This window comes from Arthrobacter sp. CDRTa11, assembly GCF_026427775.1.
Classification (GTDB): domain Bacteria; phylum Actinomycetota; class Actinomycetes; order Actinomycetales; family Micrococcaceae; genus Arthrobacter.
Genome location: NZ_CP044532.1, coordinates 4,963,799 through 4,989,923 on the forward strand (window position 1 = coordinate 4,963,799; position 26,125 = coordinate 4,989,923).

Genomic DNA, 26,125 nt, shown 5'->3' on the forward strand with positions numbered 1-26,125 from the left:
TCTCCCCTGTCCGCCCCTGTTTCCCAACTAGGTCGCAGTAAGTGTCGTTTTGAGGGCTCATAACGACACTTACTGCTACCTAGTTGGGAAAGTTAGAGCGTGAGCTTCATGCCCTCGTGGCTCATATCGAACCCAAGGCGCTCATAAAACCGGTGGGCGTCCTTGCGCGTCTTGTGGGTGGTCAGTTGCATTGTGGTGCAGCCGCGTGCCCGTGACTCTTCGATGGCCCAGTTCACCATCAGATTGCCGATCCCCTGGCCGCGCAGGCTTGCCGCTACCCTGACAGCCTCAATCTGGGCACGCCACGAACCGCGGCGTGAAATTCCCGGCAGGAAACTCAGCTGGAACGTGGCCACCACCTGCCCTGACGCCTCGCCGTCAGGCACCAGCTCGCCCACCACCAGCAAGTGGTTGGGGTCCGCGTCGATCGCCCCGAAGGCCTCCTCGTAGGGCGCCAGATCCTCCGCGCTTTCACGGGAGGCACCCAGCGCATCATCGGCGAGCAGTCCAACGATGGCCGCCACATCGGTCCGCAGGGCGCGGCGGAGGTGGAACGTACCGCCGCCGACATCAGCAGTCAGCAAAGCGGAGAGGGCACCTGGGTTTTGGGTCACCAGCCCAGCATTGCATATCCGGATTAGCCGGGAGGCAAAAGCCGAGCCAAAGCAGAAACGCACGACGCCGGCACTCGGGGTGAGCGCCGGCGTCGTGCGGGGAAGGCTTCCGCCAAAAGCCGCCAAGGTGAGAGAGCGTCGGGAGGAGGTCAGGCCGGGGCCTTGGCCACCTCCGCCTGGCGTTCCTCCACCAGGGTGGAGATAGCAGCAAACAGCGGGTGCCCGGGAGCCAGGCCGGTGATCCTCTCCGTTGCCGCGTCAGGAGAAGACGACGCCAGGATCTGTGCCAGTTCCGTGGCCTCTGCGTCGGCGGGATCGTTGAAGCGCAGTGCGGCGGCGATGGCGCCCAGCAGGGCCTCCGGCACGATCCCGCGTTCGGCCAGCTCAGCCGCCGGGCTGATGAAGCGTTCGTTCCGGCTGAGTTTGCGCAGCGGGGCGCGGCCCACCCGATGCACAGTGTCTGGCAGGTGCGGGTTGGAGAACCGGACCAGGATCTTCTGGACGTAGGCTTCCTGCTCGTCGCTGTTGAAGCCGTGCTTGGCCACCAGGAGCTGCTTGGTTTCCTCCAGGACCGCCCGCACGTCTTCGGCCACATCCTGGTCAGCCATGGCGTCCGAGATCTTCTCCAGGCCTGCCTCAAAGCCGAAGTAGGCCGCCGAGGCGTGCCCCGTATTCACCGTGAAGAGCTTCCGTTCGATGTAGGGCGAAAGCTCGTCCACAAAGGTGGCCCCGGGGATGCCCGGTGCTGCCCCGGCAAAGGGCGTCCGGTCGATGACCCACTCGTAGAACGTCTCCACCGCGACGTCCAGGCCCTGTCCGGGTTCCTGGTTGGGCACGATCCGGTCCACTGCGGTGTTCGCGAACACCGCTTTGCCGTCCAGCGCCCCGGCGGCGGCGCCCGGCTGGGAAGCCACTTCCTTGGCCAGGATGTCTGTGGCATTGATGGCGTTCTCACAGGCCATGACCTGCAGCGGAGCCAGTTCTGGTCCCCTTGCAACCATGCCCCTGGCAATCACCGGTGCCACAAACTTCAGGACCTGCGGCCCCACAGCGGTGGTGACGATATCCGCCGTCGCAATTTCTGCAACAAGCTCCGCCTCCTGGGTGTTGGAGTTCAGCGCGCGGAAGTTGGTTACCGTCCTGACTGTGGGGTTCTCGCCCACCTCGTGAACCGCGTAGCTGTCCGCCGCGGCGAGCTGGTTGATGAGGTCGTCGGCGACATCTGCGAAAACCACCTCATACCCGGCCTGGTGCAGCAGGAGGCCCACAAAGCCGCGGCCGATGTTGCCCGCTCCGAAATGTACCGCCTTCACTATGAGTTGACCTTTCCGAACAGCGCCAGCACTTCATCCACAGTGGTGGCCGCTTCGAGCTGGGCCACCTGGGCCTTGTCGGTGAAGACCTTTGCAATGGAGGACAGGATGTGGAGGTGCTCATTGTTGATGCCGGCCACGCCCACCACGAACTTCACCTCTTTGCCGTTCCAGTCGATGCCGTCCGGGTAGCGGATCACGGAAACCGCGGACCTCTTGATGTGGTCCTTGGCTGCGTTGGTGCCGTGCGGGATGGCCAGGTAGCTGCCCATGTAGGTGGAGACAGATTCCTCGCGCTCGTGCATGGCGGTGATGTAGCCCTCGTCGACGGCGTCCCGGGCCAGCAGGAGCCGGCCGGCCTCGTCGATCGCGGCGTCGCGGGTAGTGGCGGTGCCGTTGAGGATCACGCTGTCCGGTGACAGGATCTCAGAACGTCCGACGGCGGGACCTGCAGCAGCGCCCCCGGCTGCGGCAGCGGTTCCCGTTGCGGCAGCGGTTCCGGCCGCAGTTCCGGCGGGAACATCAGCTGCATGGGCACCATGGGCCGCGGGAGCGCCGGCGTCGGACGTCCTTTGCGGGGTTCCCTCGGTGTTACTTTCCTTGACCAGCTCAACGATCTCGTCGTACCGCGGGCTGTTCATGAAGTTGTCCACCGAGAAATGCGCGGCGCTGGACGTGACGGGCTTGGCGCGTTCGGTGAGGTCCTGGTGGGTGATCACCACGTCGTAGTCGTCCTTCAGGCTGGCGATGGACGCGTTGGTGACCTTGACGTCCGGGAAACCGGCCGCTTTGATCTTGTTCCGCAGTACCGAGGCGCCCATGGCGCTGGATCCCATGCCGGCGTCGCAGGCGAACACGATGTTTCGGATGGGACCTGCCATCACAGCGGTGCCCACGCCGCCAGCGGCTCCCGCACCGGCACCGGTCAGTGTCGAGGCGACGGAGCTCTTCTTGCCCTTCATCGCCTCCATCTTGGACGTGGCGTCGCTGAGGTCCACTTCGTCGCTGTGCTTGGTGGTCTTCAGGATCACGGAAGCAACCAGGAACGAAACGGTGGTGGCAAGCACCACGGAGAGGATCACGCCGACGTAGCTGTCACGGGAGGTCTGGGCGAGCACCGCAATGATGGAACCCGGAGCCGCGGGCGCCACGAGGCCTGCGTTGGTGATGGCCAGTGTGGCGATGCCCGTCATGCCGCCGGCGATCGATGCCAGGATCAGCAGCGGACGCATCAGGACGTACGGGAAGTAGATTTCGTGGATGCCGCCGAAAAAGTGGATGATGGCGGCACCGGGGGCGGAGGCCTTTGCAATGCCGCGGCCGAAGAACATGTACGCGAGCAGGATACCCAGGCCCGGGCCGGGGTTGGCTTCGAGCAGGAACAGGATGGACTTGCCCTGGTCAAGGGACTGCTGGATGCCCAGCGGGGTCAGCACGCCGTGGTTGATGGCGTTGTTCAGGAACAGCACTTTAGCGGGTTCGATGAAGATGCTGGTCAGCGGCAGCAGGCCGTTATTGACCAGGAACTGCACCACGTTGCCTGCTCCGGTACTGAAGGCGGTGACCAGTGGGGAGATGCCATAGAAGCCCAGCATGGCCAGCAGGGCGCCCCAGATACCGGCAGAGAAGTTGTTGACCAGCATCTCGAAGCCGGGCCGGATCTTCCCTTCCCAGAGGGAGTCGATCTTCTTCATGGTCCAGCCGCCAAGCGGGCCCATGATCATGGCGCCGATGAACATCGGGATGCCGGCACCCACGATCACGCCCATGGTGCCGATGGCACCCACGACGCCGCCGCGGACGTCGTAGACCATCCGGCCGCCGGTGTAGGCGATCAGCAGCGGCAGCAGGTAGGTGATCATGGGGCCAACCAGGCCAACATTTTTGACACCGTTCGTCTCGCCATAGCCGCCCAGTTGGGGAACGGGAATCCAGCCCTTTTCGATGAAAAGCGCCGTGATCAGGCCCCAGGCGATGAACGCCCCGATATTGGGCATGATCATGCCGGACAGGAACGTCCCGAATTTCTGGACGCCTACCCGCATGCTGGTGCGAGGCTTTGCAACTGTCTCTGTTGCCATGTGATTTCCTAACCGTGATTCCTGCTGCTCCGCAGGATGTCCGATGGTGACGGCAACTGTGTTCGCTGTTGCCGTTGTGAGGTGTCGCCGATGTGAGGTGTCGCCGTTGCAAAAGGTGAAGCTGCCTGGCTGCGGGCGCTGACTAGCCGTTGGAGCTGGACGAGATCCGGTGCAGCCATTCGAGGAAGAGTTTGAGTTCGGAGCTGGAGAGCTGGTCGGAGTGCGATGACTGAAGCGCGGCGTTCAGGGCAATCGCTGCCACCACTACCGAGGACTTCCCGGAGTCATCCGGGCCCGCACCGGCGGACTGCTCGGCGGACACCGCAAAAATCATGGCGTCCCGGGTCATGGTGGAGAGTTCAAGGTTCCGTTCGGTGGCGGGTTCCGCGATCAGCATGAGCGTCACACCCACGTTCGCGGCCAGGATGGACCTGGCTGCCTCCCGCGGCTGGACATTGAGCTGGCCTGCCATTGCTGCCTTGTTCAGCATCTCCTCCATCAGCGCCTCAGCATCAGCCACGATGGCGGGGCGGCTTTCAGGCCGGATATTGCCGAACATCACCAAGTAGAGTTCCGGCTGGTTGAGGCCGAACTGTACGTGGTTGTCCCACATCCGCCGGATATCTTCCAGCGGGTGCCCGGACGGGGCGAAGTCCCTCTCGCCCGCAACATACTCTTCAAAACCTGCGGCGACGACGGCGTCGAACAGACCTTCCTTGTCACCGAAGTGGTGGTACAGCGTGGGCGCCGTGACGCCCGCCAGCTGGGTGATCTGGCGGGTGGAAACGGGAGCCCCCGCAGAGTTTGCCAGCAATTCGGCCGCCGCACGCAGCAGTCTCATTTTGGGGGGAAGCTGGCCATCCAAACTCATAGCCGCTACCCTATCACCTATAGCGTTGCTATATGAACTGCATCACATACAATTTTTTCAGGCGCGTTTCCGCCGCCGCACCACCCGGGTGCGGCGGCCCCCGGCATGGCGCCGGGACAACCTTGGCGGGCCTGGCTACCGGCAGAGAATGAGGACCTTCAGTGCAGAACTTCCCAGGAGTAGGCGTGAGCCCCGGCCGCATCATCGGCACCATCCGGCAGATGCCCAAACCGATCAGCGAACCTCCGGCTGGAGAGCAGCTGGCCGCGGAAACCTCCGCCGAGGAAGCCACGGCCGCGCTCAAGTCGGCTTCCCAGGCCGTGCATGACGAGCTCAAAGCGCGAGCCGCGCATGCCACCGGCGACGGCAAGGCAGTCTTGGAAGCCACGGCACTGATGGCTAAGGACACCATGTTGATCAAGGGTGCCGCCAAGCTCGTCGCCCGCGGCGTATCAGCCGAACGCGCCATCTGGGAATCCGGGTCCTCCGTCTCGGAAATGCTCCACAACCTGGGCGGCTACATGGCAGAACGCGCCACCGACGTCCTGGACGTCCGGGCCCGTATCGTCGCCGCACTGCGGGGCGTTCCCGCACCGGGCATCCCCACGTCCAGCACTCCCTTTGTCCTAGTGGCCGAGGACCTGGCTCCGGCCGACACCGCCACCCTGGACCCGAACAAGGTCCTGGCCCTAGTGACGTCGGGCGGCGGGCCCCAGTCACACACCGCCATCATCGCCCGCTCCCTTGGCCTTCCCGCGGTCGTCGCCGCAGTGGGCGTGGACGAACTTCCGGACGGCTTGGAAGTGTATTTGGATGGTGCCGCGGGCACCGTCGTCTCTGAACCGGACGAATCACTGCGTGCCGCAGCGGAGGCATGGGCGGCCACGGCTTCGCTGTTGGCCGAGTTCAGCGGCACGGGCGCGACGGCGGATGGCCACCTGGTGCCGCTGCTCGCCAATGTGGGCGGCGGCAAGGATGCCGAGGCTGCGGCCAAGCTGGGCGCGCAGGGCGTTGGCCTGTTCCGCACCGAGTTCTGCTTCCTCGAACGGGACACCGAACCCTCGGTCGAAGAACAGGCCGTCGCCTATAAGAAGGTTTTTGATGCCTTCCCCGGCAAGAAGGTTGTGCTGCGCACGCTCGACGCGGGCGCCGACAAGCCACTCCCCTTCCTGACGGACTCCACCGAGCCCAATCCCGCCCTGGGCGTCCGAGGCTACCGCACCGATTTCACCACCCCTGGCGTCCTGGACCGCCAACTGGAGGCCATTGCACTGGCGGAGAAGCAGTCCGAGGCGGACGTGTGGGTCATGGCCCCCATGATCTCGACGGCCGAGGAAGCTGCCCGTTTTGCCTCCATGTGCGCAGATGCCGGCATCAAGACTCCGGGCGTTATGGTGGAGGTTCCTTCCGCGGCCCTGACGGCAGAGGCCATCCTGCGCGAGGTGGGCTTCGCCAGCCTGGGCACCAACGACCTCACCCAGTACGCCATGGCGGCCGACCGTCAGCTCGGCCCGCTCGCCAACCTGAACACGCCGTGGCAGCCTGCCGTCCTGAGGCTGGTTGGCCTCACTGTTGAAGGTTCCCGGGCCGAAGGCAGCAACAAACCTGTCGGCGTCTGCGGTGAGGCGGCAGCGGATCCTGCCCTCGCCGTCGTCCTCACCGGCCTGGGGGTTTCGACGCTGTCCATGACGGCACGGTCCCTGGCCGCGGTGGCGGCAGTGTTGAAGACAGTTACCCTCGCGGAGGCGCAGCAACTGGCCAAACTTGCGCTGTCCGCGCCAAGCGCCAATGAGGCGCGGGCCTGGGTGCGGGAGAAACTGCCCGTCCTGGAAGAACTCGGTCTCTGACGGCGGTAACGCCGGGCCGCGCGGTCAGACGCGCCAGGGCGGCCAGGCCGGTCCGGGCGGTCAGACGCGTCCGGCGGGAGCTAGAGCGCCGGGTCAGGCGGTCACACCGAAGCCGTCCGCCGCCCGTACCCAGCTGCTGATCGCGGCCGCGGTCGCCGCCGTCGCGGTGTGCTGGAGGACGTGGCCCACGCCGGGAACTTCGGCCAGGCTCCCCCGCGGTGCCGTGGATGCCAGGCGTTCGCACCAGGGACGGCGGGCTACCGGGTCCTTGCTTCCGCGCATCACCAGTACAGGCTGGCTCACGCCTGGCAGCCTTGTTTCGAGCGGATATTCCATCATCACGGGCAGCTCCGTGAGGTACCAGCGCAGCCCGGCACGGAAGTAGTCCGAGAATACGATGATGTTCGAGGACAGGGACTCACATAACAGGGCATCGCGGGCCAGTGCCATCGCCTGCCATGGCACGGACTTTCGATCGTCGTCCACCACCGGGCCCATCAGTACCAGGCCAGCAACAGAGGCGGGCTCCTGCAGCGCGAGTTCCACGGCGTACTGCACGCCCATGGAGTGACCAATAACCACAACCGGCCCGGCCCCAGCCTCGGTCAGGACGGTGTGCACAAAGGCTGCATACTCGCCTACCGGCACCTGCCGACGCGGCCGTGGTGCGTCGCCGAATCCCGGGAGGTCAAAAGTGTAGACGTTGGCCGAGAGGGCCAGCTCAAGATGCAGCCGGGCAAGGTAGCGGTGTGAGACGCCGATTCCGTGAAGCAGCACGTACGTTGGCCGCGGGCCGTCGTTTTTGTGGTCCACGGACGCATACACCCGCCCGGTCAGTCCACCGGACTCCACGTCCCGGCCACCACTGAGTTTCATCTGGCGAGCATACCCGTTGTCTGAAGGCGCAGGGATAGGCTTGAGCGCATGGCACTGATCGCCCCGAGGATGACGGCCGGCCTGCCGGCCGAGGACGCAGAGAAACTGCAGCGCGCCCTTCAGGGCAGCCATGACATCACAGTATTCGTGGATGGCACCGTCCACAGGCTCCCGCCCCAGGCGAGGGACGCCGTCGTCGATCTCCTCAGCCGCTTCAGCAGGGGAGAAGCGGTGACCGTCAGCAGCGTCGAAGAAATGCTGACCACCTCCCAGGCCGCCGAACTTGCCGGCATCTCCCACACCTACCTGCGGAACATGACGGACCGCGGCGAGATCCCGGTGGAATACCGCGGCACGCACCGGCGAATCCGCTTGGCCGCCATCATGGCGTGGCTGGACCAGCAGAAGAAAACTGCGCAGGCAACGCAGCAGTCCAGCGAAATGACGGCGCACCCGGCGCCGGGTGACGGAGTGATAAGGATCAAGCAACGATCCTGATCAAGCCCTGAAACAGGCCACTGGCCGGGGTTACGCTTTATTCGTGGCGAAATTCAGAGGGTTGCACGTGGTGGCGGGCATCGCCGCCATGATGGTTGCTGCCGTGCTGGGGTCCGCCATGAAGCTGAACAATACGTCCATAGTCATGTCCAGCTGCGTCGTGTTTGTTGCCGTGGCCATGTGGACCGACAGCGCGCTTACCCGCCGCCGCCGTGAGGCCCTGACCCTGCAGCAGGCGGCTTCCCTGAAACAGGCCACCTCCTTGGAGCCTGGGCGGGACACTGCCTCCACGCCGCACCAGGATATTTCCCACCAGCCCCAAGCCGGGCAGGACGAATCCAGCGGCGGGCAATCAAAACACGAGGGCAATGCGGCCTGACGTCATTTCCTGGTCCCTGTTCCTGACCCTGTATGCCTGAGAGCCACTGCGCCTGATAACCGCTGCTCCTGACAAACCGGCGCGCCTCCCGGCCGCTAGATCCGGGGACGGGCTGCCCAGCGCCGCATCTTCAGGGCCGCATGGAGTTCAAGGCGGGCCATCCCCTTGAGCGGATCGACGCCGAGGAGCTGGCGGATGCGGCCCAGCCGGTTATAGATGCTGCTGCGGTGAAGGTGAAGTTTGCCGGCCACATCCTGGACGGAGCCATCGTTGTCGCATAACAGCTCCAGCACGGGGATGAGCTCGCCGTTGCGGTCGTGTTCCTCAAGCATGCGAAAGTAGACGGATGCTGTGTCCGCCCAGGCACCGGCTCCGCCGCCAGCCGTTGCCAGCAGCTGGTAGATCCCTGTGGCCCGGGAGTCCACAAGCTCGCCGAGCTGAGGATCCACCGCCGCGGCCTGGGCCGCCTGTTTCGACTGCCGGTACGCCTCACCCAGTTCGCGCGGCTTGGCAAACCCTTCGCTGATGCCAAGGATGATGCGGTCCACCGGTCGGCCGGAGCGCTTGGCCAGTTCCAGCTGGTAGTGCACCAGCACCTGGGCGTGGTTGGCGCGGCCCACAGATTCCTGGAACAGCACCACGGAATGGGTTTCCGTACCCGCGCTGAACAGGGCTGCGTCCACACCCACGGTGGCTTGGAGGGCAGCAGACCGGTGAATCAGTGTGGAAGCGATCGGATCAGAACTGCCGGCCCAGCCGTCGGCATCCAGCACGGTGACTACCTGCCATGGTCCCCGGCCCTGGATTTCTTTCCAGCCGGCCACCGCAGCCACCGCATTGGCCTCGCCGGAGCACGCGGCGAGGAATTCCCGTTCCCTGCTGCGCCGGAACTCGGATTCGGCAGTATTGGATTCCAGCAGCAGCCCGGAGAGCAGCTCCAGCTCATGGCCCACATCAGGCAATTGGGTAAGAATCGCCGTCGGGTTTTCCTCCGCTGAGTCCTGCTGGACCCACAGGTAGCCCACGCGGAAACCGCGCACCATCAACGGAACGCAGACCCGGCCCAGCATCCCCAGATCCGGATTCGCGGGGACCACCACCGGCCGGACCGCCGTCGCAATGCCGTGCGAAAGCTGCCAGGCGCTGACGTCAGCGGGGACCCGCTTGCTCAGCAGGAAGTTGACCCGGACGCGGTCGGCGTGGGACTGGTTGGAGCTGTATGCCAGCAGCAGGCCGTCAAGATCCTCCAGGGAAAGTCCGCGCCCTAGTTTCCGGGCAACCCGCTCCACAAGCTGTTCCACATCCTGCTGCTGCATGCGGGCAACACTACTGCTTTTGGACGGAAATGGGCCAACGAACATGAGGCGACACCTGACGCCCCGGCGCTGTACAAATGTCGAGCCACAGCGGAGCGGAAGCCCGGAATCACGGGGTTTTTCCTTCGCGCTTTCTGACCTTTTCTGTCGACTGGCTCACATCCGGATTTATTGTGGAATCACAACCTAACCCCCAATTTCAGGCCTACCCCGCCTGCGAACCTGGAGCCCACAATGATCATCGGTATCCCTAAAGAGATCAAGAACAACGAATTCCGCGTGGCCATCACCGCCGCCGGCGTTCACGAGTTCCGCACCCACGGCCACACCATCCTGGTGGAGCGTGGGGCGGGCCTGGGTTCAGGCATCACCGACGAGGAATACGCCATCGCCGGCGCAGAGATCATCGCCGAAGCTGACGACGTGTGGGCCCGCGCAGACATGGTGATGAAGGTCAAGGAACCCATCAAGGCTGAGTACCACCGCTTCCGCAAGGGCCTGGTGCTGTTCACCTATCTGCACCTCGCCGCGGAACCGGAACTGACCCGCGAACTCATCAACTCGGGCGTCACCGCCATCGCGTACGAAACAGTTCAGGAGGGACGCACCCTTCCGCTGCTTGCGCCGATGTCCGAAGTCGCCGGCCGCCTCTCCGTGCAGGTGGGCGCAACGTCGCTGATGGCCCCGGCCGGCGGCAAGGGCGTGCTGCTGGGTGGCGTCCCGGGAGTCCGCCCCGCCAAGGTTGTGGTCCTCGGCGCCGGGGTTGCCGGCACCAACGCTGCCGCCATGGCGCTGGGCCTGGGCGCCGACGTCACCATCCTGGACATCAACATCAACCGCCTCCGTGAACTGGACGCCCAATACCAGGGCAGGCTGAAGACCGTGGCGTCCAACAAGTACGAAGTGGAGAAGTCGGTGGTGGACGCCGACCTGGTGATCGGCTCCGTACTGATCCCGGGCGCCCGTGCCCCCAAGCTGGTGAGCAACGAGCTGGTGGCGCGCATGAAGCCCGGCTCGGTGCTGGTGGACATCGCCGTGGACCAGGGCGGCTGCTTCGAGGACACGCACCCCACCACGCACCAGGAGCCCACCTACAAGGTGCACAACACCATCTTCTACTGCGTGGCCAACATGCCCGGCGCCGTGCCAAATACATCCACCTATGCGCTGACCAACGTCACCCTGCGGTACGGCGTCGCCTTGGCCAACCTGGGCGTCCGGGCCGCATTCGAGCGCGACCCCGCCCTCGCCGCCGGCCTCAACATCGCCGCCGGCCACGTGGCCCACCACTCCGTATCCGAGGCGCACAACCTGCCCCTCGTGGCGGATTGGCACGAACTGGTCTCTGCCTAACTCCACATTGTTGCCGTCTGAACGGCAGCCATCCAACGCGTGCTGCTCCTTCGTCGCTTTGACGCACGCTTTCTGGATGGCTGCCGTTCCGACGTTATTTGCCCTACTGCGCCGAGCCCAGTTCCCGTGCTTGTTCTATTAGTTTGAGGACTTCGACGGCGTCTTCCGCGTTTACTGGGAGTGGCAATAGGGAGGCTGTGCCGCCGTCGAGGATTTTTTCTGCGAGGATGCGGTAGAACTCCGGGTAGGCGCCGCGCTCGGTGGGGAGGGCGCCCAGGTGGCCGTCGCGGCCCAGGGATCCGGCCCACTCGGCAGCCTCAACCCCGTACTCGGCGGCCAGCGGACTGCCGCCGGCCACGATGTACGGTTCCTGGGGGTCGATCCCATGCTTGGTGAAACCTGCCGCGGAGCCCAGCACGCGGAAGCGGGGACCTTGCTGGGCGCACAGCGCATTCATGGACAGGTGGCTTATGACGCCTGAGGCATGGCGCAGCGCCAGGAACACGTCGTCCTCCGCCCGTTCGTCCGGACGCCGGGCCAGAAGCTCGGCATGGAGAACGGCAGCCGGCCCGAAGAGCTGCAGGGCCTGGTCGATCAGGTGCGAGCCGAGGTCAAACAGGACTCCGCCGCCGTCGGCCGCTGACGCCTGCGCCTTCCAAGCCTTGGAAATTGCCGGTGACCACCGCTCAAAGCGGGACTCAAACCTTGTCACAGCGCCCAGGGCATCGACCGCGAGCAGCTTTTGCAGGGTCAGGAAGTCCCCGTCCCAGCGCCGGTTGTGGAACACGGTCAGCACGCGTCCCAGCCGGTCCGCCAGTTCAACCAGCTCCTGCCCTTCGCCGCTTCGCACGACGAAAGGTTTGTCCACCACTACGTCCAGGCCCGCCTCCAACGCAGCCTTGGCCAGCGGATAGTGGGTTGAGGGCGGAGTGCCCAGCACCACCAGGTCAAGGTCCCCGGCCAGCGCAACCACGGCGTCGCCGTCGGGCACTGTCCTGGCGCCCGGGTACCGCTCTCCGGCGGCGGCCTGCCTCCCGGCGTCGGACGTGGCGATGACTGCCAGCGAGTAGCGGTCGTCTGCCGCAATCAGGGGCGCATGGAAGACACTCCCGGAAAGCCCGTAGCCGACGACGGCGGTGCGGATAGTGCGTTCAGCTTCAGTCCCGGCCATAGGGCTACGCTACCCCCCGTATGCTCTCTCACTCCCTGCGTGTTAAAACCAAACGCTCTCTCACTTCCTGCGTGTTAAAACCAAACGCTCTCTCACTCCCTACGCGTTAAAACCAAACGCTCTCTCACTTCCAGCAGGTGACCCGCCGGAAGTGAGAGAGCGTTGGAGAAAAACCTGCAACAAGTGAGAGAGCGTTGCAGGGGAGCTACTTCTTTTCCCAGCCCAGGGTGGTCCAGTCCGGTACCTGGGACAGGCTCTGGAACAGGGACGGGCCGTAGTTGGCCAAACCGCTGCGGACGAAGGAGATCTGCGGGCCGTTCATCACCACACCCATGGAGAAGTACTTGGCCATGTGCTCCTTCTCCACCTCCATGGCTGCCTTGTTTCGCTCAGCGTTGTCCTCGATGGACGCCAGATCAGCGATCTTCTTGTCCAGCTCTGCGTCGCCCAGACCGTTCTCATTGGTCTTGGAATCGTAGTACTGCTTGACGGCTGACGTGGCGTCCGCCCCCACGGTGTAGCCGGAGACGCTCATGTCGAAGTCGCGGCCGCCGATGACCTTGCCGAAATCGGCTGAGGCGCGCTGGTCGATTCCAACATCCATGCCGCCGGCCTGCAGCTGCTTCTGCAGCGTCTGCGTGAAGGCGAGCGTGGTGGGGTCATCACCGAAGTTGCTGATCTTGAACGCAGCGGGGACACCGCCCTTCTCCATGATTCCGGCCGCGTTCGGGGTATAGCCGGCGTCGGTCAGGACCTTCTTCGCTGCCTCCGGACCTGTCTCCTTCACGGGGTAGTTGTCCTGGTAGTACTCAGAGAACGGCAGGAGCATCATGGAACCGGAGCTGGGCTCCTCCCAGTTCAGGCCGTTGAAACGCACCTTGCGGAGGGCCTCACGGTCCACCGCCGCGAAGATTGCCTCACGCACGGCTACGTCCGTGACCTTCTGGGCATTGATGTTCATGCCACCCGCGAAGAGGCGCTGGCCACGGCGGACCTCGGAGTCCTTGGTGCCGTCGAGCTGCTTGTAGAGCGCGATGGTGTTGGCGGACATCGCGTCGATTTCACCATTCTTGAAGGCGGCGATCTGTGCACTGGTTTCGAGCTGGCGGAAGACCACGTTTTCCAGCACCGGCTTGTTGCCCCACCACTTCTCGTTCGGAACGAGGGTGACGGTTTTGGCTGCGGCGTCGTACTGGTCCAGCTTGAAGGGGCCGGCCATCCACTCGGGGTGCATTTCACCCACAAAGCCTTCGTTGAAGATTGCCGGTGTATTCACGGCCGGGTGGACCAGGCCGAAGAAGAGGTCCTCCAGCGGGTACACCGGCTGGCTCATCTTGACGATGACTTCCTTGTCGCTGCTGCCGGCTTCCACCGATTCAACGAACTCGTAGGCACCGGAGGTCACAATGTCGTAGCCGGCGTCGGGGCTTTTCAGGATGTTCCAGGTGTTCTGGAAGGCCTTGACGTCGATCGGTGTGCCGTCGTTGTAGGTGGCCTTGTCATTGACCTTGATGGTGACGGTCTGCTTGCCATCCTTGACTTCGCTCTCCACTGACTCGCAGAAGTCCTTGTTAGGGGTGGCCTTGCCCTCGAAGTCGAGCTTCCAGCAGCCACCAATGCCGCCGCTGCTCACGGCCACAGTGTTGATGGGGACCATCAGGGCCGAGTTGTCCGAGCTGTTGCCGTTGTTGGAGAAGCCATTGAAGTCCGGGCCGATGCTGCCCAGGGGAAGTGTCACCTTGCCGCCGGGCTCAAGGTCCGCCGCGGGCTTCTCGTTGATGCTGATCAGCTTGGACAGGTCACTGCCGGCCTCCTGCCCCTTGGCCGTCTCCGGTCCGGTAGGTGTGCCACCGCCCCCGCAGGCCGTCAGCGCCAGAGCCGCAGCTACGGCTGCCACCCCGCCAATCCTGGTCAGATTCTTCATGGTATTCCCTTCATTGGTGCGAGTGGTGGTGCTTGTGATGGGTCGAAAAAAACTAGGGCGCACGGTGGTCCCCCGGATCGTGGACAACCAGCATGTCCTCGTCGAGTTCACCGTCCGGGAAGAAGCAGGCGAACTGCTGGTCCAGCGGCGGTACCGGACCTGCCTCAAGGGCCCGGACAGCGGCAGAGTGGCGTACGGATTCCAGCGGGGGCTCCAGGCTGAGGCATTTTTCCTTCTTGACCTGGGGCAGCGCGGCAAACACCGGGCACCGGGAGGCGAAGTTGCAGCCCTTGGGTGCATCCAGTGGCGACGGCAGGTCTCCCTGCAGAATGATCCGTTCCCGCGTGCGCTCGAGCTGCGGGTCCGGAACAGGAATGGCGGACAGCAGGGCCCGGGTGTACGGATGGCGCGGATTGTCAAAGACACGGTCCACCTCACCGATCTCCACGATCTTCCCCAGGTACATAACAGCCACCCGGTTGGAGATGTGGCGGACCACGGAAAGGTCGTGGGCCACCATCAGGTAGCTGAGGCCAAGCTCGGCGCGGAGTTTGTCCAGCAGGTTGATGACCCCGGCCTGGACGGAGACGTCGAGGGCGGACACGGGCTCGTCCAGTACCACCAGTTTCGGGTTCACCGCCAGGGCCCGGGCTATGCCCACGCGCTGCCGCTGCCCTCCGGAGAATTGGTTGGGGAACCGGTTGACGTGGTCCGGCTGCAGGCCCACAAGGTTCATCAGCTCCATGATGCGTTTTTTGATGGCCGATTTTGAGAAGCCTGCATTCTGGAGCGGCTCCGCCAGGACCTCGTACACCGTAAACCGCGGATCCAGGGCGCCGGTGGGGTCCTGGAAAACCATCTGGAGTTCTTTGCGCATGGCGCTTTTGGTTTTGGCGTCGGCGGCTTCCTTATTGCTGATGCCGCCAATTGTCACTTCGCCGTCCTGGTCCTTATGGAACTCCATAATTTCCAGCAGCGTGGTGGTTTTGCCCGAACCCGATTCCCCCACAATGGAGAAACATTCCCCTTCGCGTATATCGAAACTCAGGCCGTCCACCGCTTTCACGGTGCCGATGCGCCTTTTGAGCAGCGCCCCCTTCGTCAGCGGGAAATGCTTCCGCACGTCCTTTAGCTGGAGGACGGTGGAGCGTTCTTCCCTGGGAATGAGGTCGAACCGGGATACGGGCACCGGCGGTGCAGAGAAGATCTCAAGGACGTCCGCATCCGCGCCCAGGGAATCGGACTTGATGCAGGCAGCCCGGTGGCCTGGGCCGCCGGCCACCGGCGCCAGGAGAGGTTCACCGTCCAGGCATGCCTCTGTTGCCAGCGGGCAGCGGGGCGCAAAGGAGCATCCGGTAGGGGTGTGGATCAGGTTCGGCGGGATGCCCTCGATGGGGACCAAGGACGTCTTCTCCGCTACATCAACCCGGGGCACGGCCCCGAGCAGGCCCATGGTGTATGGCATCCGCGGGTTGTAGTAGATGTCATCGACGCCGCCCGCTTCCACCGGCTTGCCCGCGTACATGACCATGATGTCGTCCGCCATGCCGGCCACCACCCCGAGGTCGTGGGTGATCATCACTACGGCGGCACCAGTTTCCTCCTGGGCCTTATGAAGAACCTCCAGCACCTGGGCCTGGATGGTGACGTCCAGGGCCGTCGTCGGCTCATCCGCGATCAGCACGCGGGGATTGTTGGCGATGGCAATCGCAATCATCACCCGCTGCCGCATTCCGCCGGAGAACTCGTGCGGAAACGCCTTTAGCCTGTCCTTCGGACTGGGAATGCCCACCATCGCCAAAAGTTCGACGGCGCGGGCTTCTTTCGCCTGTTTGCTCATGCCTGGATTGTGAATGTCCAGTGCTTCCGTGATTTGGGTGCCCACCGTGTAGACCGGCGTCAGGGAGGACAGCGGGTCCTGGAACACCATCGCAATGTCGTTTCCGCGGTAGGCGCACATGGCCTTGTCACTGAGGCCCAGCAGTTCCATGCCCTTGAGCCGGACGGAACCCGTGATCTCTGCCGTGGGCGGTAGAAGGCCCATGATGGCCAGCGAAGTGACGGATTTTCCGGACCCGGATTCCCCCACGATTCCCAGCGTTTTGCCGGCCATCAGGTCGAAGTCAACGCCACGGACGGCGTGCACCACGCCGTTCTCGGAGTTGAAGCGGACGTTCAGGTCCCGGACGGACAGGACGGCGTCACCCGCCATGTGCAGCCCGGCAATGTGCAGGCGTTCAGCTGTGGACGGGGTGGAATCCGCCGGTTCGATGTACGTCTCGCTGCTCATGCGCTCTTCTTCTTTGTGCTGTTCTTCCTGGCTTTGCCAATGGAACTGGAGCTGGGATCAAAGGCGTCCCGCAGGCCATCGTTCATCATGGCCAGCGATCCGGTCAGGAGGAACATCACTGTCAGCGGAACCCAAAACATCCAGGGAAAGGTTTGGACCTGGGACGTAGCGCCGCCGATCAGGACCCCCAGGCTCACATCCGGCACCTTTATCCCGATGCCGATAAAGGAGAAAGCAACTTCGGCAAGGATGGCGCCGGTGACTCCTCGGGTGACGTCCAGGACCAGGAGGGAACCGATGTTGGGAACGAGGTGCCGCCAGACGATCCGCCGCGGCGGCACACCCATGTACTGGGCGGCCTTGACGTAGTCACGCTGCATCAGGGACATCGAGAGGGAACGGATCAGCCTGGCGGTGCCCATCCAGCTGAAGACGAGGAGCACGATGATGAGGAGCAGCCAGCTGGGGAGGCTCTTTTTCAGGCCCTCCCCACCGCCGCTGGTGGCCACTGCAACCACCAGCAGGGCAGGCATCATGATGAGCGCTTCGAGGACAAAGAGCATCACCTTGTCCACCTTGCCGCCGAAATACGCCATGGTGCAGCCGTAGACCGCAGCGATGAGGACGGAGACAAGACCAACGATCAGGCCAATGAGGATGGAGATCCTGGTCCCCTCCACGGTCATGGCATACAGATCGATGCCCGCCTGCGACGTCCCGAGGAAATGGTCAGCTGAGGGCGGCATGCCGATGTTGAAGGGATCGATGGTCTCCTTGTCCCACGGCGTCAGGTATCCCCCGACAAAGGAGAACACGGTCAGCGCGAGGAAGATGAGGAGGCCCGCAACAGCCGTCTTGTTCCGCATGAACCGGCGGAAGATGATGGTGGATTTGGCGATCATCACATCTGCGTTTTGCAGGTGTGCTTCCTCCGCGGCTGCCGCCGGATCCACTGCATTGAGGTTGGTCATGGCTACTGAACCCTCACTCTCGGGTCAACAAGCGTGGTGGCGAAGTCAGCCAGGATGGCGCCGAGGGCGAAGATCACAGAGCCGTAGGCCAATGTGGCCGTTGCCGCGTTGACGTCCTGCAGCGAGATGGCATCGATGCTCCAGGAGCCGACCCCGGGCCAGGCGAAGATTTTCTCGGCGAAGAAGCCGCCGGCGAAGATGGCCGGAATGGTGAAGGCGATGCTCTGGGCCACGGGGATGAATGACACCCTCAGGGCGTGCCGCGTAATGGCCTGGTTGCGGGTGAGCCCCTTGGCGCGGGCGGTACGGACAAAGTCTGCGTTGACGTTGTCCAGCAGATACTGCCGCTGGGCGATCTGGTAGGAACCCCAGCCCACCAGGGTGATGGCGATGGTGGGGACCGCATAATGGGCCAGCATGTCAATGAACTGCGCCCAGCCGGGCTCCATACCGGGGGTGGAGATGCCGGTGACAAAAAAGATCCGTTCGCCCACCGTCTCGTTGATGTTGATGGCCCCCAGTTGCACCAGGAAGTACGCGATGGGTGCCGGAACGATATACGCGAGATAGCTGTAGGAGGTGATGACCCTGTCCTGGAATTTGTACTGGCGCGCCGCCGAGTACACTCCGAGGGCAACTCCAATGACCAGTGTCAGGACTATGGATGCCAGGAACAGCCGGGTGGAAATCCACACCCTGTCGCCGAACTCAGCGTTGATAAAGGCACCGTTGGGGCTGCGGCCCCAGTCCCAGCGGGTCACGATGCCCGTTAGCCAGTCCACATAGCGTTCCCAGGGACTGAGACCGGGATCCAGGCCCTTGAGGCGCATGGAGTTGGCAACCTGCTCAGGGGTTGGGCGCGGTATGCGCTCCTGCTCCAGCAGGGCCGGCTTGAGTGAGGTAACTGCCAGGAAGTAACCGGCCGAGGTGGTCAGAAAGATCATCAGAAGATACGTGATGCCACGCTTGGCAAGGTATCTGAGCATGTGGCCGCTACTTCTGTATCGTCGCCGCCGGCAGACCGTCCGGATACCCCACGGGGGGCCGATGCTGTGCCGCGGGGGCCTTGGCCTGAACAACAATCACGAGCTGATCCTTCCGTTTCCCGGCGAGGCAGGGGGTGCTCCGCCACTTCCGGGTATTCCACCAGCGGGTAGCCGGCCTCCCGCGGCCTTTGCAGGCCAGGCCCTGGTGGACTATGTTGCGGGTCACATTCCAGAGGAAACTACCACACAGTAGCGGTTGAAATGTTGACAGAAGAGCGTAAATCCGATGCCCCGTATCAGATTGTTATGAATTTTTCTGTGGAATTGATTTGACTGGACGATTCAGCCAATCCGGGCGTAATCTACGCCCCGCGCACAACCCGTGTGACAAGTTCCCGCCATGAATTCGCGAGCCGCTCAGTGGTGACGCCGTGGACATGGACCGCATGCAGCACCCATTCCGGATCCAGGCTTGCGCTGAGGGACATAGCCAGCAGCCACGGGTCCGCTTCCACGCCTTCCTCGCGCAACAGGTGCTCGATGTGGCGGTGCCACAGCCCGACCGCCGGCACGTCAAAGCGGTTGTGGACTGACTTATCGGCCGCGCGCGCCAGCTCGCCGTATTGCAGGACAAACGATATCCGTTCGACGCCGAACGCAATGAGCCGCTCCATCCCCGGCGCGCCGGGGCCCAGGGGCGGCGGGCCAAACATAAAGCGGGCCTGGAAATCCGCCTCGGCGTCACTCAGGAGGGTGATCATGAGTCCGGCCCGGCTGCCGAACCGGCGGAAGACCGTCCCCTTGCCCACACCTGCCCGTTCGGCGAGTCCGTCCATGGTGAGCCCGTCAGGGCCGCACTCCTCAATCAGCTCCCGGGCTGCCCCCAGCAGGCGTTCGCGGTTCCGCGCGGCATCACTGCGTTCGTGGGTGCCGGCCAGGGACCCGGGCCGCAATGGGATGAAGCTCACAGTCCACATTCTAGACCCCGGGAATATTAACCGGACCGCGGTCCGTTTAGCACGTGTAGGCCCCAACAGCCTCCCCCGTCAAACGGTTCGCGGCCCCGCCGCAGCCCGACCTTCAGGAGTTCCTATGAGCAAGAGCACCGTCCTTACCCTCGTCGGCAGCCTTCGTGCCGAGTCCACCAACCACAAGCTTGCCGAGGCGATCCAGCTGAACGCCCCGGAGCACGTGGACGTGATCATCCACGAAAGCCTCGGCAACATCCCGTTCTACAACGAGGACATCGACATCGAGGGTCAGGTGCCTGCCGCAGCCGCCGCTCTCCGCGCCGCCGCCAACGAAGCCGACACCCTGCTGCTGGTTACGCCCGAGCACAACGGCACCGTGCCCGCTTCCCTGAAGAACGCCATCGACTGGCTGTCCCGCCCGTACGGTGCAGGCGCCCTCACCGGAAAGCCCACCGCCGTCGTCGGTACCGCGTTTGGCCAGTTCGGTGGAGTCTGGGCACAGGATGAGGCACGCAAGGCAGTGGGCATCGCAGGCGCCAACGTGCTCGAGGACGCCAAGCTGGCCGTTCCGGGCTCCATGGTCCGTTTCGCTGAACTGCACCCGAAGGACGACGCCGAGGTTATCGAGCAGATCAAGGGTGTCTTCGACGCCCTCGCCGCTGCCCAGCCTGTCGCCTAACCACCCAGCTTCTTCAGAACAGAGCTTCCTCACAACAAGCTGCAAATGCCCCGGCCGCCGCAAGGTGCCGGGGCATTTGTTATCCCTCCGTGCATCCCCGGAGCGCCGCAACGAAAAGCGTGACCAAGTCTTGTCCCAACCGGTACCGCCCCGGCATTCTCCGCGGCACCGGGCCGCCGTAACGTTAATACACGGAACCACCGGGACGGGAATGCGGTGCAGGCATGGCTAAACGACGTAGTGCCACGGCGAAGGCAGTAACGCTGCTGCTTCTGCCGCTTTGGCTGGCGTCCTGCGTTGCCGGATCCGGGTCTCCCGCGGACACAGCAGCCGACGGGCAATCAACCAGCCAGGGCGCTCCGCTGGTTCCTGCCCCGCAGCCGCAGGTGGCACCTCCGGCCGGAACTCCGGCGCATGGCGATCCAGCAAACACCACGTCCCCCGACACTCCAGTGTCCTCCGGCACCCTGCCGGGTTCATCGGGTCCCGGCTCGCCAGGCAGCGGATCGCCGGGCGGCGCCGCAACCACTGAACCTGGCGGCGGTACCACGCCCGGTTCAGCAGGCGGTGCCGGGAGCCCAGGCCATGGACAGGCTGCGCCGGGCACTGCTCCTGTTCCCGGCACCAGCCCGTCCGCAGCTCCCGGAGAGCCCGCGCCGCCTCCGTCAGGCGACACTGCCGGGATGCAGACGGTCACGGCCTACTACGTGCTCCTTGACGACGGCGGCAGCAGCGGCGTGCGTTTTGGCTGCAACGACAGCCTGGTGGGCGTCCGCCGGGCGACCACCGGCTCGACGGAGCCGCTGCCGGCTGCGATCCGGGCCCTGCTTGATGGCAGTGCCCCGGTTGGCGGTCTCTACAACTCACTGTCCGCTTCCGAGCTAAATTTCCTGGCAGGCAGCTTCGACGGAACCACGGTAACGGTCTATCTGGCCGGCACGCTCCGGCCCGGCGGAAGCTGCGACGTCCCCCGGATAGAAGCCCAGCTCACCCAGACTGCAGTCTCCTCTGTGGGTGCCATCCGGGCGGAAATCTATGTGAACGGCGTGGGCCTGGCCGAGACCCTCAGTCCCCGGTAACGTCCCCCAAACGTCCCCGCTCCTACTGTCCGGTCCAATCAACTAACTGTTCAACCGCCAAAGAGGGCGTCCATCGAGGCGTGGCTGCGGGCACCCGCCAGTTCGGACCAGTTGCCATCGCCCAGCACCTCAAGGGCCACCTTTGAGACCGTTGCATACGCCGCCTTGGCAGTGTTGCCGCCAATGCTGATGCGCCGCACGCCGGCGTCGTGCAATTCACCTACCGACGGCGCCCCTATCCCGGCGAGGGCGTTGAGCGGGGCGGGAACACGGCGTGAGAGTTCGTGCAGGACGTGCAGGTCCGTCACCCCGGGCACAAAGATGCCGTTGGCCCCGGCGTCAAGGTAGGCGCCTGCACGCAACAGGGTCTCGGCAAAAGCGTGCTCGGGAAAATTGCCTGACAGGTAGGTATCAATGCGGGCATTGATGAAAAGGTCAACCCCGGCTCCGTCGGCGGTTTCCCGTACTACCTTCAGCCGTCGGCACTGTTCGGCCACACTGGTGAGCGGCTGGTCCCCGGAGTCCTCAAAGTTGATGCCCACGGCGCCGGCGTCGAGAACTGCGAGGATGGTTTCCCGAAGGAGAGGATCCTCATAGTGGCCATCGCTGCCGGCATAGCCGGTTTCCACATCGGCGGTCACCGGAAGACTGGTGGCCGAGACGATCCGCTTCAGCGCTTCCATGGCGAGCCCCCGGGGCAGCCTGTTGCCGTCCGGGAATCCCAGGCTCCAGGAAATGGCAGAGCTGGACGTGGCCAGTGCCTTGGCTCCGGCCTCCTCAACCAGCCGGGCAGAAGCCGCATCCCAGACATTGACCAGGACCAGGGGCTCGCCTCCCGCGTCATGGAGGGTATGGAACGCGGCGGCGCTGGCCGGGGAGTGCGAGGCGGGAGTCATTGCTCCATTCCAGCCCTTGAGCGGCTCCACGTAAAGCCGTTGGACATGCCTAATCAACAAACGTTGCCTTATTAGCAACTATGAGCTGTATCCTGTGGATGTGACCAACGAGACACTGGATGACGCAGCAGGGCTGCTGCCAGCAGAAGCCATTGACGCAATCGAACGTGCGGCCACGTCCGCCCACCGCCACGAGAACCTGTTTTCGGAGCGCGCAGCCAACATCAAGCAATCCGCCGTCCGGGACGTTTTTGACATCTCGATGCGCCCGGGGCTGGTCTCCCTGGCAGGAGGCAGCCCGTACCTCCAGTCGCTGCCGCTTGAACGTCTGGCCGCCACGGCAGGGAGCATCATCGCCGAGAACGGCCTCACTGCGCTCCAGTACGGCAGCGGCCAAGGCACCGAGGAACTGCGGGCCCAAATCTGCGAGGTGATGGCCGCCGAAGGGATCCTGGACGCGCTTCCGCAGAACGTGGTGATCACGGCCGGGTCGCAGTCCGCCCAGGACATTGCCACCAAAGTCTTCTGCAATCCCGGAGACGTGGTGCTCGTGGAGAACCCCACCTATGTGGGGGCGCTCAATACCTTTGAGGCCTATCAGGTCCAGGTGGAAACCGTGGAAATGGACGGGTCCGGGATGGTGCCTGACCTGCTGGAGGCCAGGATCGCCGCCCTCCAGACCGCCGGGAAGAACATCAAGTTCCTTTACACGATTCCCAGCTTCAACAACCCGTCCGGAATTACCCTGGCTCCTGAGCGGCGCCAGGAGATCGTGGATATATGCCGCCGGGCGAATATCTTGGTGCTGGAGGACAACCCGTACGGCTTGCTCCGGTTTGACGGAGAGCCGCTGGAACCTCTCCGGGCCGCCAACCCCAGTGATGTGATCTACATGGGCTCGTTCTCGAAGATTTTCGCCCCGGGCCTGCGCATCGGATGGGCGCTGGTTCCCGAGCACCTCCAGCGGCGCTACTACCTTGCAGCGGAATCTGTCACCCTGTGCCCGCCCACCTTCAACCAGATGCTGGTGTCCGCCTATCTGCGGGACTATGACTGGAAGGGGCAGATTGAAACCTATCGAGGTTTGTATGCCCAGAGGTGCCAGGCAATGCTGGCCGCCCTGGAGGAGTACATGCCACCCGGCCTCAGCTGGACCACCCCCGAGGGCGGCTTCTTTGTGTGGGTGACCCTGCCTGAGGGCGTGGACACCTATCCCCTGCTGAAGAAGGCGATAGATGCCGGCGTTGTGTTCATCCCCGGCGCCGCCTTCACGCCATCAGTGGAATCATCCAATAAGCTGCGGCTCGCCTTCAGCGCCGTGCCGCCTGACGCCATCGTCGAAGGCGTGAGACGTTTGGCTCCCGTGCTGCGCGAAGCCATCGCGGCGCTGTAGCGTTGGCCTCACTGACCAAAGTTAAGCCAGTTAGACGTTATGCCAGTTAGACATTGAGCAAAGGAGCAAATATGAGCGGAATTATTGTTGTGGGCGTCGACGGCAGCGGAACAGCCCGGAAGGCCGCCGAGGCGGCGCGCGACCTCGCTGCGGCGATGGGTGCATCGCTGCACGTGGTGTCTGCCTTTGACAGCGACCGCACCGAGGTCTTTGGCTCCGGCAGCGACCAGTGGATTGTGTCCGATGCCGACAGCGCCGAGACCGTGGCCCGCGGGGTTGCCGAATCCCTGGGGCAGGACATCAAGGTGAGCTACTCAGCAGCCCGAGGCAAGCCGGCCGATGCGCTGATCAAGGAAGCGGACCGCCTGGACGCACGCATGATCGTGGTGGGCAACCGGAGGATGCGTGGAATTGGCCGCGTACTGGGCAGCGTGGCAAACAGCGTGGCCCACAACGCCCCCTGTGACGTCTACATCGCCAACACCTACGACGCCGACTAAGACTGCCGGACACCATGCACCCTGCCACACCGGCACCGTGCATGGTGTCCGTTCTCACTCTCCCCGGAACTGATGTTCATCCCTCTCCGGCGATAAAATGGAAGAGCCCCCAATGATGCGGACAGCAAGCTTCCGCCCTACCCAAGGGGTCCCCATGATCGCCTTCCGGCGCCGCCACCTTGTTGGCCACGACATCCTCCTTGCCCGCCACGGCAACCACATCTGTTCCATGCGGCTGGACCGCAGCGCCGGGCGCGTCGTGGCCCTGCTCGACGACGGAACCACCGACAGCGCGCCGAACCTCATCTCCCCCGACCTTCACCTGCCGGAGACCGTCCAGGGTGTCCTCCGTGACGACTGGAAGGTCTTTTCAGCCATTTCAGCAGCTACCGCCGGCCTGGGTGCCCTGGTGTTTGCTGCAGCCTGGTCCTTCAGCGGCACGGTCATCGATCCCACTATGGCTCAGATGATCACCACGTACCCGGCGTTCTGACCGCAGTTCCGATCGCCTTCCTCCGGCCGGGCCGGCGCCAGCCCGTGTGGGACTCTTCCGCGATCCCAGGGTTGGAACGGGTTCACCCCTAGTCCAGCAGGAGCGCCGGCTCCTCCAGGATCGCCGCTACGTCAGCCATAAAGCGGGCGGACAGATCGCCGTCCACCACCCGGTGGTCGAATGAGCCGCCCAGCGTAGTGATCCAGCGGGGGATGACTTCGCCATCCAGCACCCAGGGCTTCTGCTTGATGGTTCCAAAAGCAACGATGGCCACTTCGCCCGGGTTGATGATGGGGGTCCCGGTATCGATCCCCAGGGCACCGATATTGGTGATGGTGAGGGTCCCGCCCTGCATTTCCGCCGGCTGGGTCTTGCCGGCCCTGGCGGTGGTGGCGAGGTTGTTCAGAGCCAGCGCCAGCTCCTTCAGCGAGAGGTCCTGCGCGTCCTTGATGTTCGGCACCATCAGCCCGCGCGGGGTGGCGGCCGCGATACCCAGGTTCATATAGTGCTTGACATGGATCTCGGCGTTGTCGGCGTTGTCCACCCACGTCGCATTGACGCTGGGGTTCCGGGCGGCGGCCCAGATGACGGCCTTGGCCAGGATCAGCAGCGGGGAGACTTTGATGCCCTCGAAGTCACGCGAGGCCTTGAGCCGCTTGACGAACTCCATGGTGCGGCTGGCGTCCACATCCACGAAGATGCTGACATGCGGTGCCGCGAAGGCAGACTCCACCATCGCCTTGGCCGTTGCCTTACGGACACCCTTGACGGGAATGACTTCGATCCGCTGGTCCTGCGGCTTTCCGGCCTTGCCCCAGAATCCTTCGGCCAGGTCCAGTTCCGCGTCGCGCTGGGCCTGGTAGCTGACCAGGTCTTCCCGGGTGACTTCACCCCGGGAGCCCGTCGCCACAACATCGGCCAGGTCAATGCCCAGGTCCCGGGCGATTTTCCGCACCGGCGGCTTCGCCAGCACCCGGTTGACCAGGCCCGTGATGGTCCCGCCGAGTGTGGGGCGGTTGTCCAGCGGCTCGTCCAGTTCAGGGGCAGCCGTCATTTGCGCTGCCGCGTTGGCTGCCGTGTTGACTGTGGCAGTGGCTGCCGCCGACCCTGCGGGGACAGGAGCCGGCTCAGCCGCTGCTGAAACAGATGCTGCGGTGTTGGCGGCTGCGGTGTTGGCGGTAGGCGAGGCCTTGCGCGGACGCCGTTTGACGGCGTCGGCCTTGGGCCCGGAACCCACCAGCGGGCCGCCGGCCAAAGCGTTGTCCGCCAGGGCACTCTCCGCCGTGCCGCCGTCGGGCTCGGGAAGCTTGCCGTACAACGGCTGGACCGGCGTTGCGGGGGCGGGGACATCCGCCGGCGTCGGATCACCGGAAACGGCGTCGGAGACGCTGATAATGGCTGTGCCGACGTCGATGGTCACCCCCTCGGGGACAAGCAGCTCTGTTACCGTCCCGGCAAAGGGCGAAGGCAGCTCCACCAATGATTTAGCGGTTTCGATTTCGCACAGGACGTCATTGATGGCAACGGTGTCACCGGGTTTGACTTTCCAGGAGACGATTTCAGCCTCGGTCAGACCTTCGCCCACGTCAGGCAGGTTGAATTTGTTGAGAGTCATGGTGTCCTC

Annotated in this window: 23 protein-coding genes; 9 read left to right on the forward strand and 14 right to left on the reverse strand. The window is 64.2% G+C overall.

Annotated elements, in window-relative coordinates; all coding sequences use genetic code 11:
* Positions 1-92: 92 nt before the first annotated feature.
* The 4 genes from F8G81_RS22635 to F8G81_RS22650 all read right to left on the reverse strand — a co-directional run bounded on the left by F8G81_RS22635 (position 93) and on the right by F8G81_RS22650 (position 4,879).
* Positions 93-617 (reverse strand): GNAT family N-acetyltransferase, encoded by a 525-nt coding sequence (locus F8G81_RS22635; RefSeq protein WP_416377155.1) that lies wholly within the window; start codon positions 615-617, stop codon positions 93-95.
* 146 nt (positions 618-763) lie between these two features.
* On the reverse strand, positions 764-1,927 hold the full coding sequence (locus F8G81_RS22640; RefSeq protein ID WP_267276858.1) for a mannitol-1-phosphate 5-dehydrogenase: 1,164 nt from the start codon (positions 1,925-1,927) through the stop codon (positions 764-766).
* The gene (locus F8G81_RS22645) at positions 1,927-4,008 is read right to left on the reverse strand and encodes a PTS mannitol transporter subunit IICBA (RefSeq protein ID WP_267276859.1); all 2,082 of its coding nucleotides are present in this window, start codon (positions 4,006-4,008) and stop codon (positions 1,927-1,929) included. Before F8G81_RS22645 ends, F8G81_RS22640 begins: the two co-directional genes overlap by 1 nt.
* A 142-nt stretch (positions 4,009-4,150) precedes the next feature.
* Positions 4,151-4,879: a TetR/AcrR family transcriptional regulator gene (locus F8G81_RS22650; protein ID WP_267276860.1), complete on the reverse strand. Its 729-nt coding sequence runs from the start codon at positions 4,877-4,879 to the stop codon at positions 4,151-4,153.
* Positions 4,880-5,040: 161 nt separating this feature from the next.
* On the opposite strand from F8G81_RS22650, the gene ptsP reads away from it, so the two are divergent.
* Positions 5,041-6,726, forward strand: coding sequence for a phosphoenolpyruvate--protein phosphotransferase (ptsP, locus tag F8G81_RS22655; RefSeq protein ID WP_267276861.1), 1,686 nt, complete (start codon positions 5,041-5,043; stop codon positions 6,724-6,726).
* 93 nt (positions 6,727-6,819) lie between these two features.
* On the opposite strand, the gene F8G81_RS22660 is transcribed toward ptsP, so the two are convergent.
* On the reverse strand, positions 6,820-7,602 hold the full coding sequence (locus F8G81_RS22660; protein WP_267276862.1) for an alpha/beta fold hydrolase: 783 nt from the start codon (positions 7,600-7,602) through the stop codon (positions 6,820-6,822).
* A 48-nt stretch (positions 7,603-7,650) separates the two neighbouring features.
* On the opposite strand from F8G81_RS22660, the gene F8G81_RS22665 reads away from it, so the two are divergent.
* Together F8G81_RS22665 and F8G81_RS22670 are read left to right on the forward strand one after the other, a co-directional pair.
* Positions 7,651-8,100, forward strand: a complete 450-nt coding sequence (locus tag F8G81_RS22665; RefSeq protein ID WP_267276863.1) for a helix-turn-helix domain-containing protein — start codon at positions 7,651-7,653, stop codon at positions 8,098-8,100.
* A 43-nt stretch (positions 8,101-8,143) separates the two neighbouring features.
* On the forward strand, positions 8,144-8,479 hold the full coding sequence (locus tag F8G81_RS22670; protein WP_267276864.1) for a hypothetical protein: 336 nt from the start codon (positions 8,144-8,146) through the stop codon (positions 8,477-8,479).
* Between the two features lie 95 nt (positions 8,480-8,574).
* Here the strand turns inward: F8G81_RS22670 and F8G81_RS22675 are convergent, their stop codons facing one another.
* The gene (locus tag F8G81_RS22675) at positions 8,575-9,795 is read right to left on the reverse strand and encodes a PucR family transcriptional regulator (RefSeq protein WP_267276865.1); all 1,221 of its coding nucleotides are present in this window, start codon (positions 9,793-9,795) and stop codon (positions 8,575-8,577) included.
* 234 nt (positions 9,796-10,029) lie between these two features.
* Here F8G81_RS22675 and ald point away from each other — a divergent pair, with 234 nt between their 5' ends.
* Complete coding sequence (gene ald / locus F8G81_RS22680) at positions 10,030-11,148, forward strand: alanine dehydrogenase (RefSeq protein WP_267276866.1); 1,119 nt, start codon at positions 10,030-10,032, stop codon at positions 11,146-11,148.
* 103 nt (positions 11,149-11,251) lie between these two features.
* Here the strand turns inward: ald and F8G81_RS22685 are convergent, their stop codons facing one another.
* The 6 genes from F8G81_RS22685 to F8G81_RS22710 form a co-directional block, all read right to left on the reverse strand.
* Positions 11,252-12,319, reverse strand: coding sequence for a Gfo/Idh/MocA family oxidoreductase (locus F8G81_RS22685; RefSeq protein WP_267276867.1), 1,068 nt, complete (start codon positions 12,317-12,319; stop codon positions 11,252-11,254).
* Positions 12,320-12,524: 205 nt separating this feature from the next.
* A complete protein-coding gene (locus F8G81_RS22690; protein ID WP_267276868.1) occupies positions 12,525-14,243 on the reverse strand; it encodes an ABC transporter family substrate-binding protein in 1,719 nt (572 codons plus the stop codon).
* 52 nt (positions 14,244-14,295) lie between these two features.
* A complete protein-coding gene (locus tag F8G81_RS22695) occupies positions 14,296-16,533 on the reverse strand; it encodes an ABC transporter ATP-binding protein (protein WP_267276869.1) in 2,238 nt (745 codons plus the stop codon).
* The gene (locus tag F8G81_RS22700) at positions 16,530-17,504 is read right to left on the reverse strand and encodes an ABC transporter permease (RefSeq protein ID WP_267276870.1); all 975 of its coding nucleotides are present in this window, start codon (positions 17,502-17,504) and stop codon (positions 16,530-16,532) included. The genes F8G81_RS22695 and F8G81_RS22700 overlap by 4 nt, the downstream gene beginning before the upstream one ends.
* A gap of 2 nt (positions 17,505-17,506) precedes the next feature.
* The gene (locus tag F8G81_RS22705; RefSeq protein ID WP_267276871.1) at positions 17,507-18,490 is read right to left on the reverse strand and encodes an ABC transporter permease; all 984 of its coding nucleotides are present in this window, start codon (positions 18,488-18,490) and stop codon (positions 17,507-17,509) included.
* 362 nt (positions 18,491-18,852) lie between these two features.
* A complete protein-coding gene (locus F8G81_RS22710) occupies positions 18,853-19,458 on the reverse strand; it encodes a TetR/AcrR family transcriptional regulator (protein ID WP_267276872.1) in 606 nt (201 codons plus the stop codon).
* Between the two features lie 124 nt (positions 19,459-19,582).
* Here F8G81_RS22710 and F8G81_RS22715 point away from each other — a divergent pair, with 124 nt between their 5' ends.
* Together F8G81_RS22715 and F8G81_RS22720 are read left to right on the forward strand one after the other, a co-directional pair.
* Positions 19,583-20,140, forward strand: a complete 558-nt coding sequence (locus F8G81_RS22715; RefSeq protein WP_267276873.1) for an NAD(P)H-dependent oxidoreductase — start codon at positions 19,583-19,585, stop codon at positions 20,138-20,140.
* Between the two features lie 224 nt (positions 20,141-20,364).
* Positions 20,365-21,219 (forward strand): hypothetical protein, encoded by an 855-nt coding sequence (locus F8G81_RS22720; RefSeq protein WP_267276874.1) that lies wholly within the window; start codon positions 20,365-20,367, stop codon positions 21,217-21,219.
* A 50-nt stretch (positions 21,220-21,269) separates the two neighbouring features.
* On the opposite strand, the gene F8G81_RS22725 is transcribed toward F8G81_RS22720, so the two are convergent.
* Positions 21,270-22,115, reverse strand: coding sequence for an isocitrate lyase/PEP mutase family protein (locus F8G81_RS22725; protein WP_267276875.1), 846 nt, complete (start codon positions 22,113-22,115; stop codon positions 21,270-21,272).
* Positions 22,116-22,215: 100 nt separating this feature from the next.
* Between F8G81_RS22725 and F8G81_RS22730 the strand changes: the two genes are divergently transcribed.
* The 3 genes from F8G81_RS22730 to F8G81_RS22740 all read left to right on the forward strand — a co-directional run bounded on the left by F8G81_RS22730 (position 22,216) and on the right by F8G81_RS22740 (position 24,501).
* The gene (locus F8G81_RS22730; protein ID WP_267276876.1) at positions 22,216-23,508 is read left to right on the forward strand and encodes a PLP-dependent aminotransferase family protein; all 1,293 of its coding nucleotides are present in this window, start codon (positions 22,216-22,218) and stop codon (positions 23,506-23,508) included.
* A gap of 71 nt (positions 23,509-23,579) precedes the next feature.
* Positions 23,580-24,008, forward strand: coding sequence for a universal stress protein (locus tag F8G81_RS22735; protein ID WP_267276877.1), 429 nt, complete (start codon positions 23,580-23,582; stop codon positions 24,006-24,008).
* A gap of 112 nt (positions 24,009-24,120) precedes the next feature.
* Entirely contained in the window at positions 24,121-24,501 is a 381-nt protein-coding gene (locus tag F8G81_RS22740; RefSeq protein ID WP_416377078.1) for a hypothetical protein, read from the forward strand.
* A gap of 88 nt (positions 24,502-24,589) precedes the next feature.
* Here F8G81_RS22740 and F8G81_RS22745 read toward each other — a convergent pair whose 3' ends face one another.
* On the reverse strand, positions 24,590-26,116 hold the full coding sequence (locus F8G81_RS22745; protein WP_267276878.1) for a dihydrolipoamide acetyltransferase family protein: 1,527 nt from the start codon (positions 26,114-26,116) through the stop codon (positions 24,590-24,592).
* Positions 26,117-26,125 lie beyond the last annotated feature (9 nt).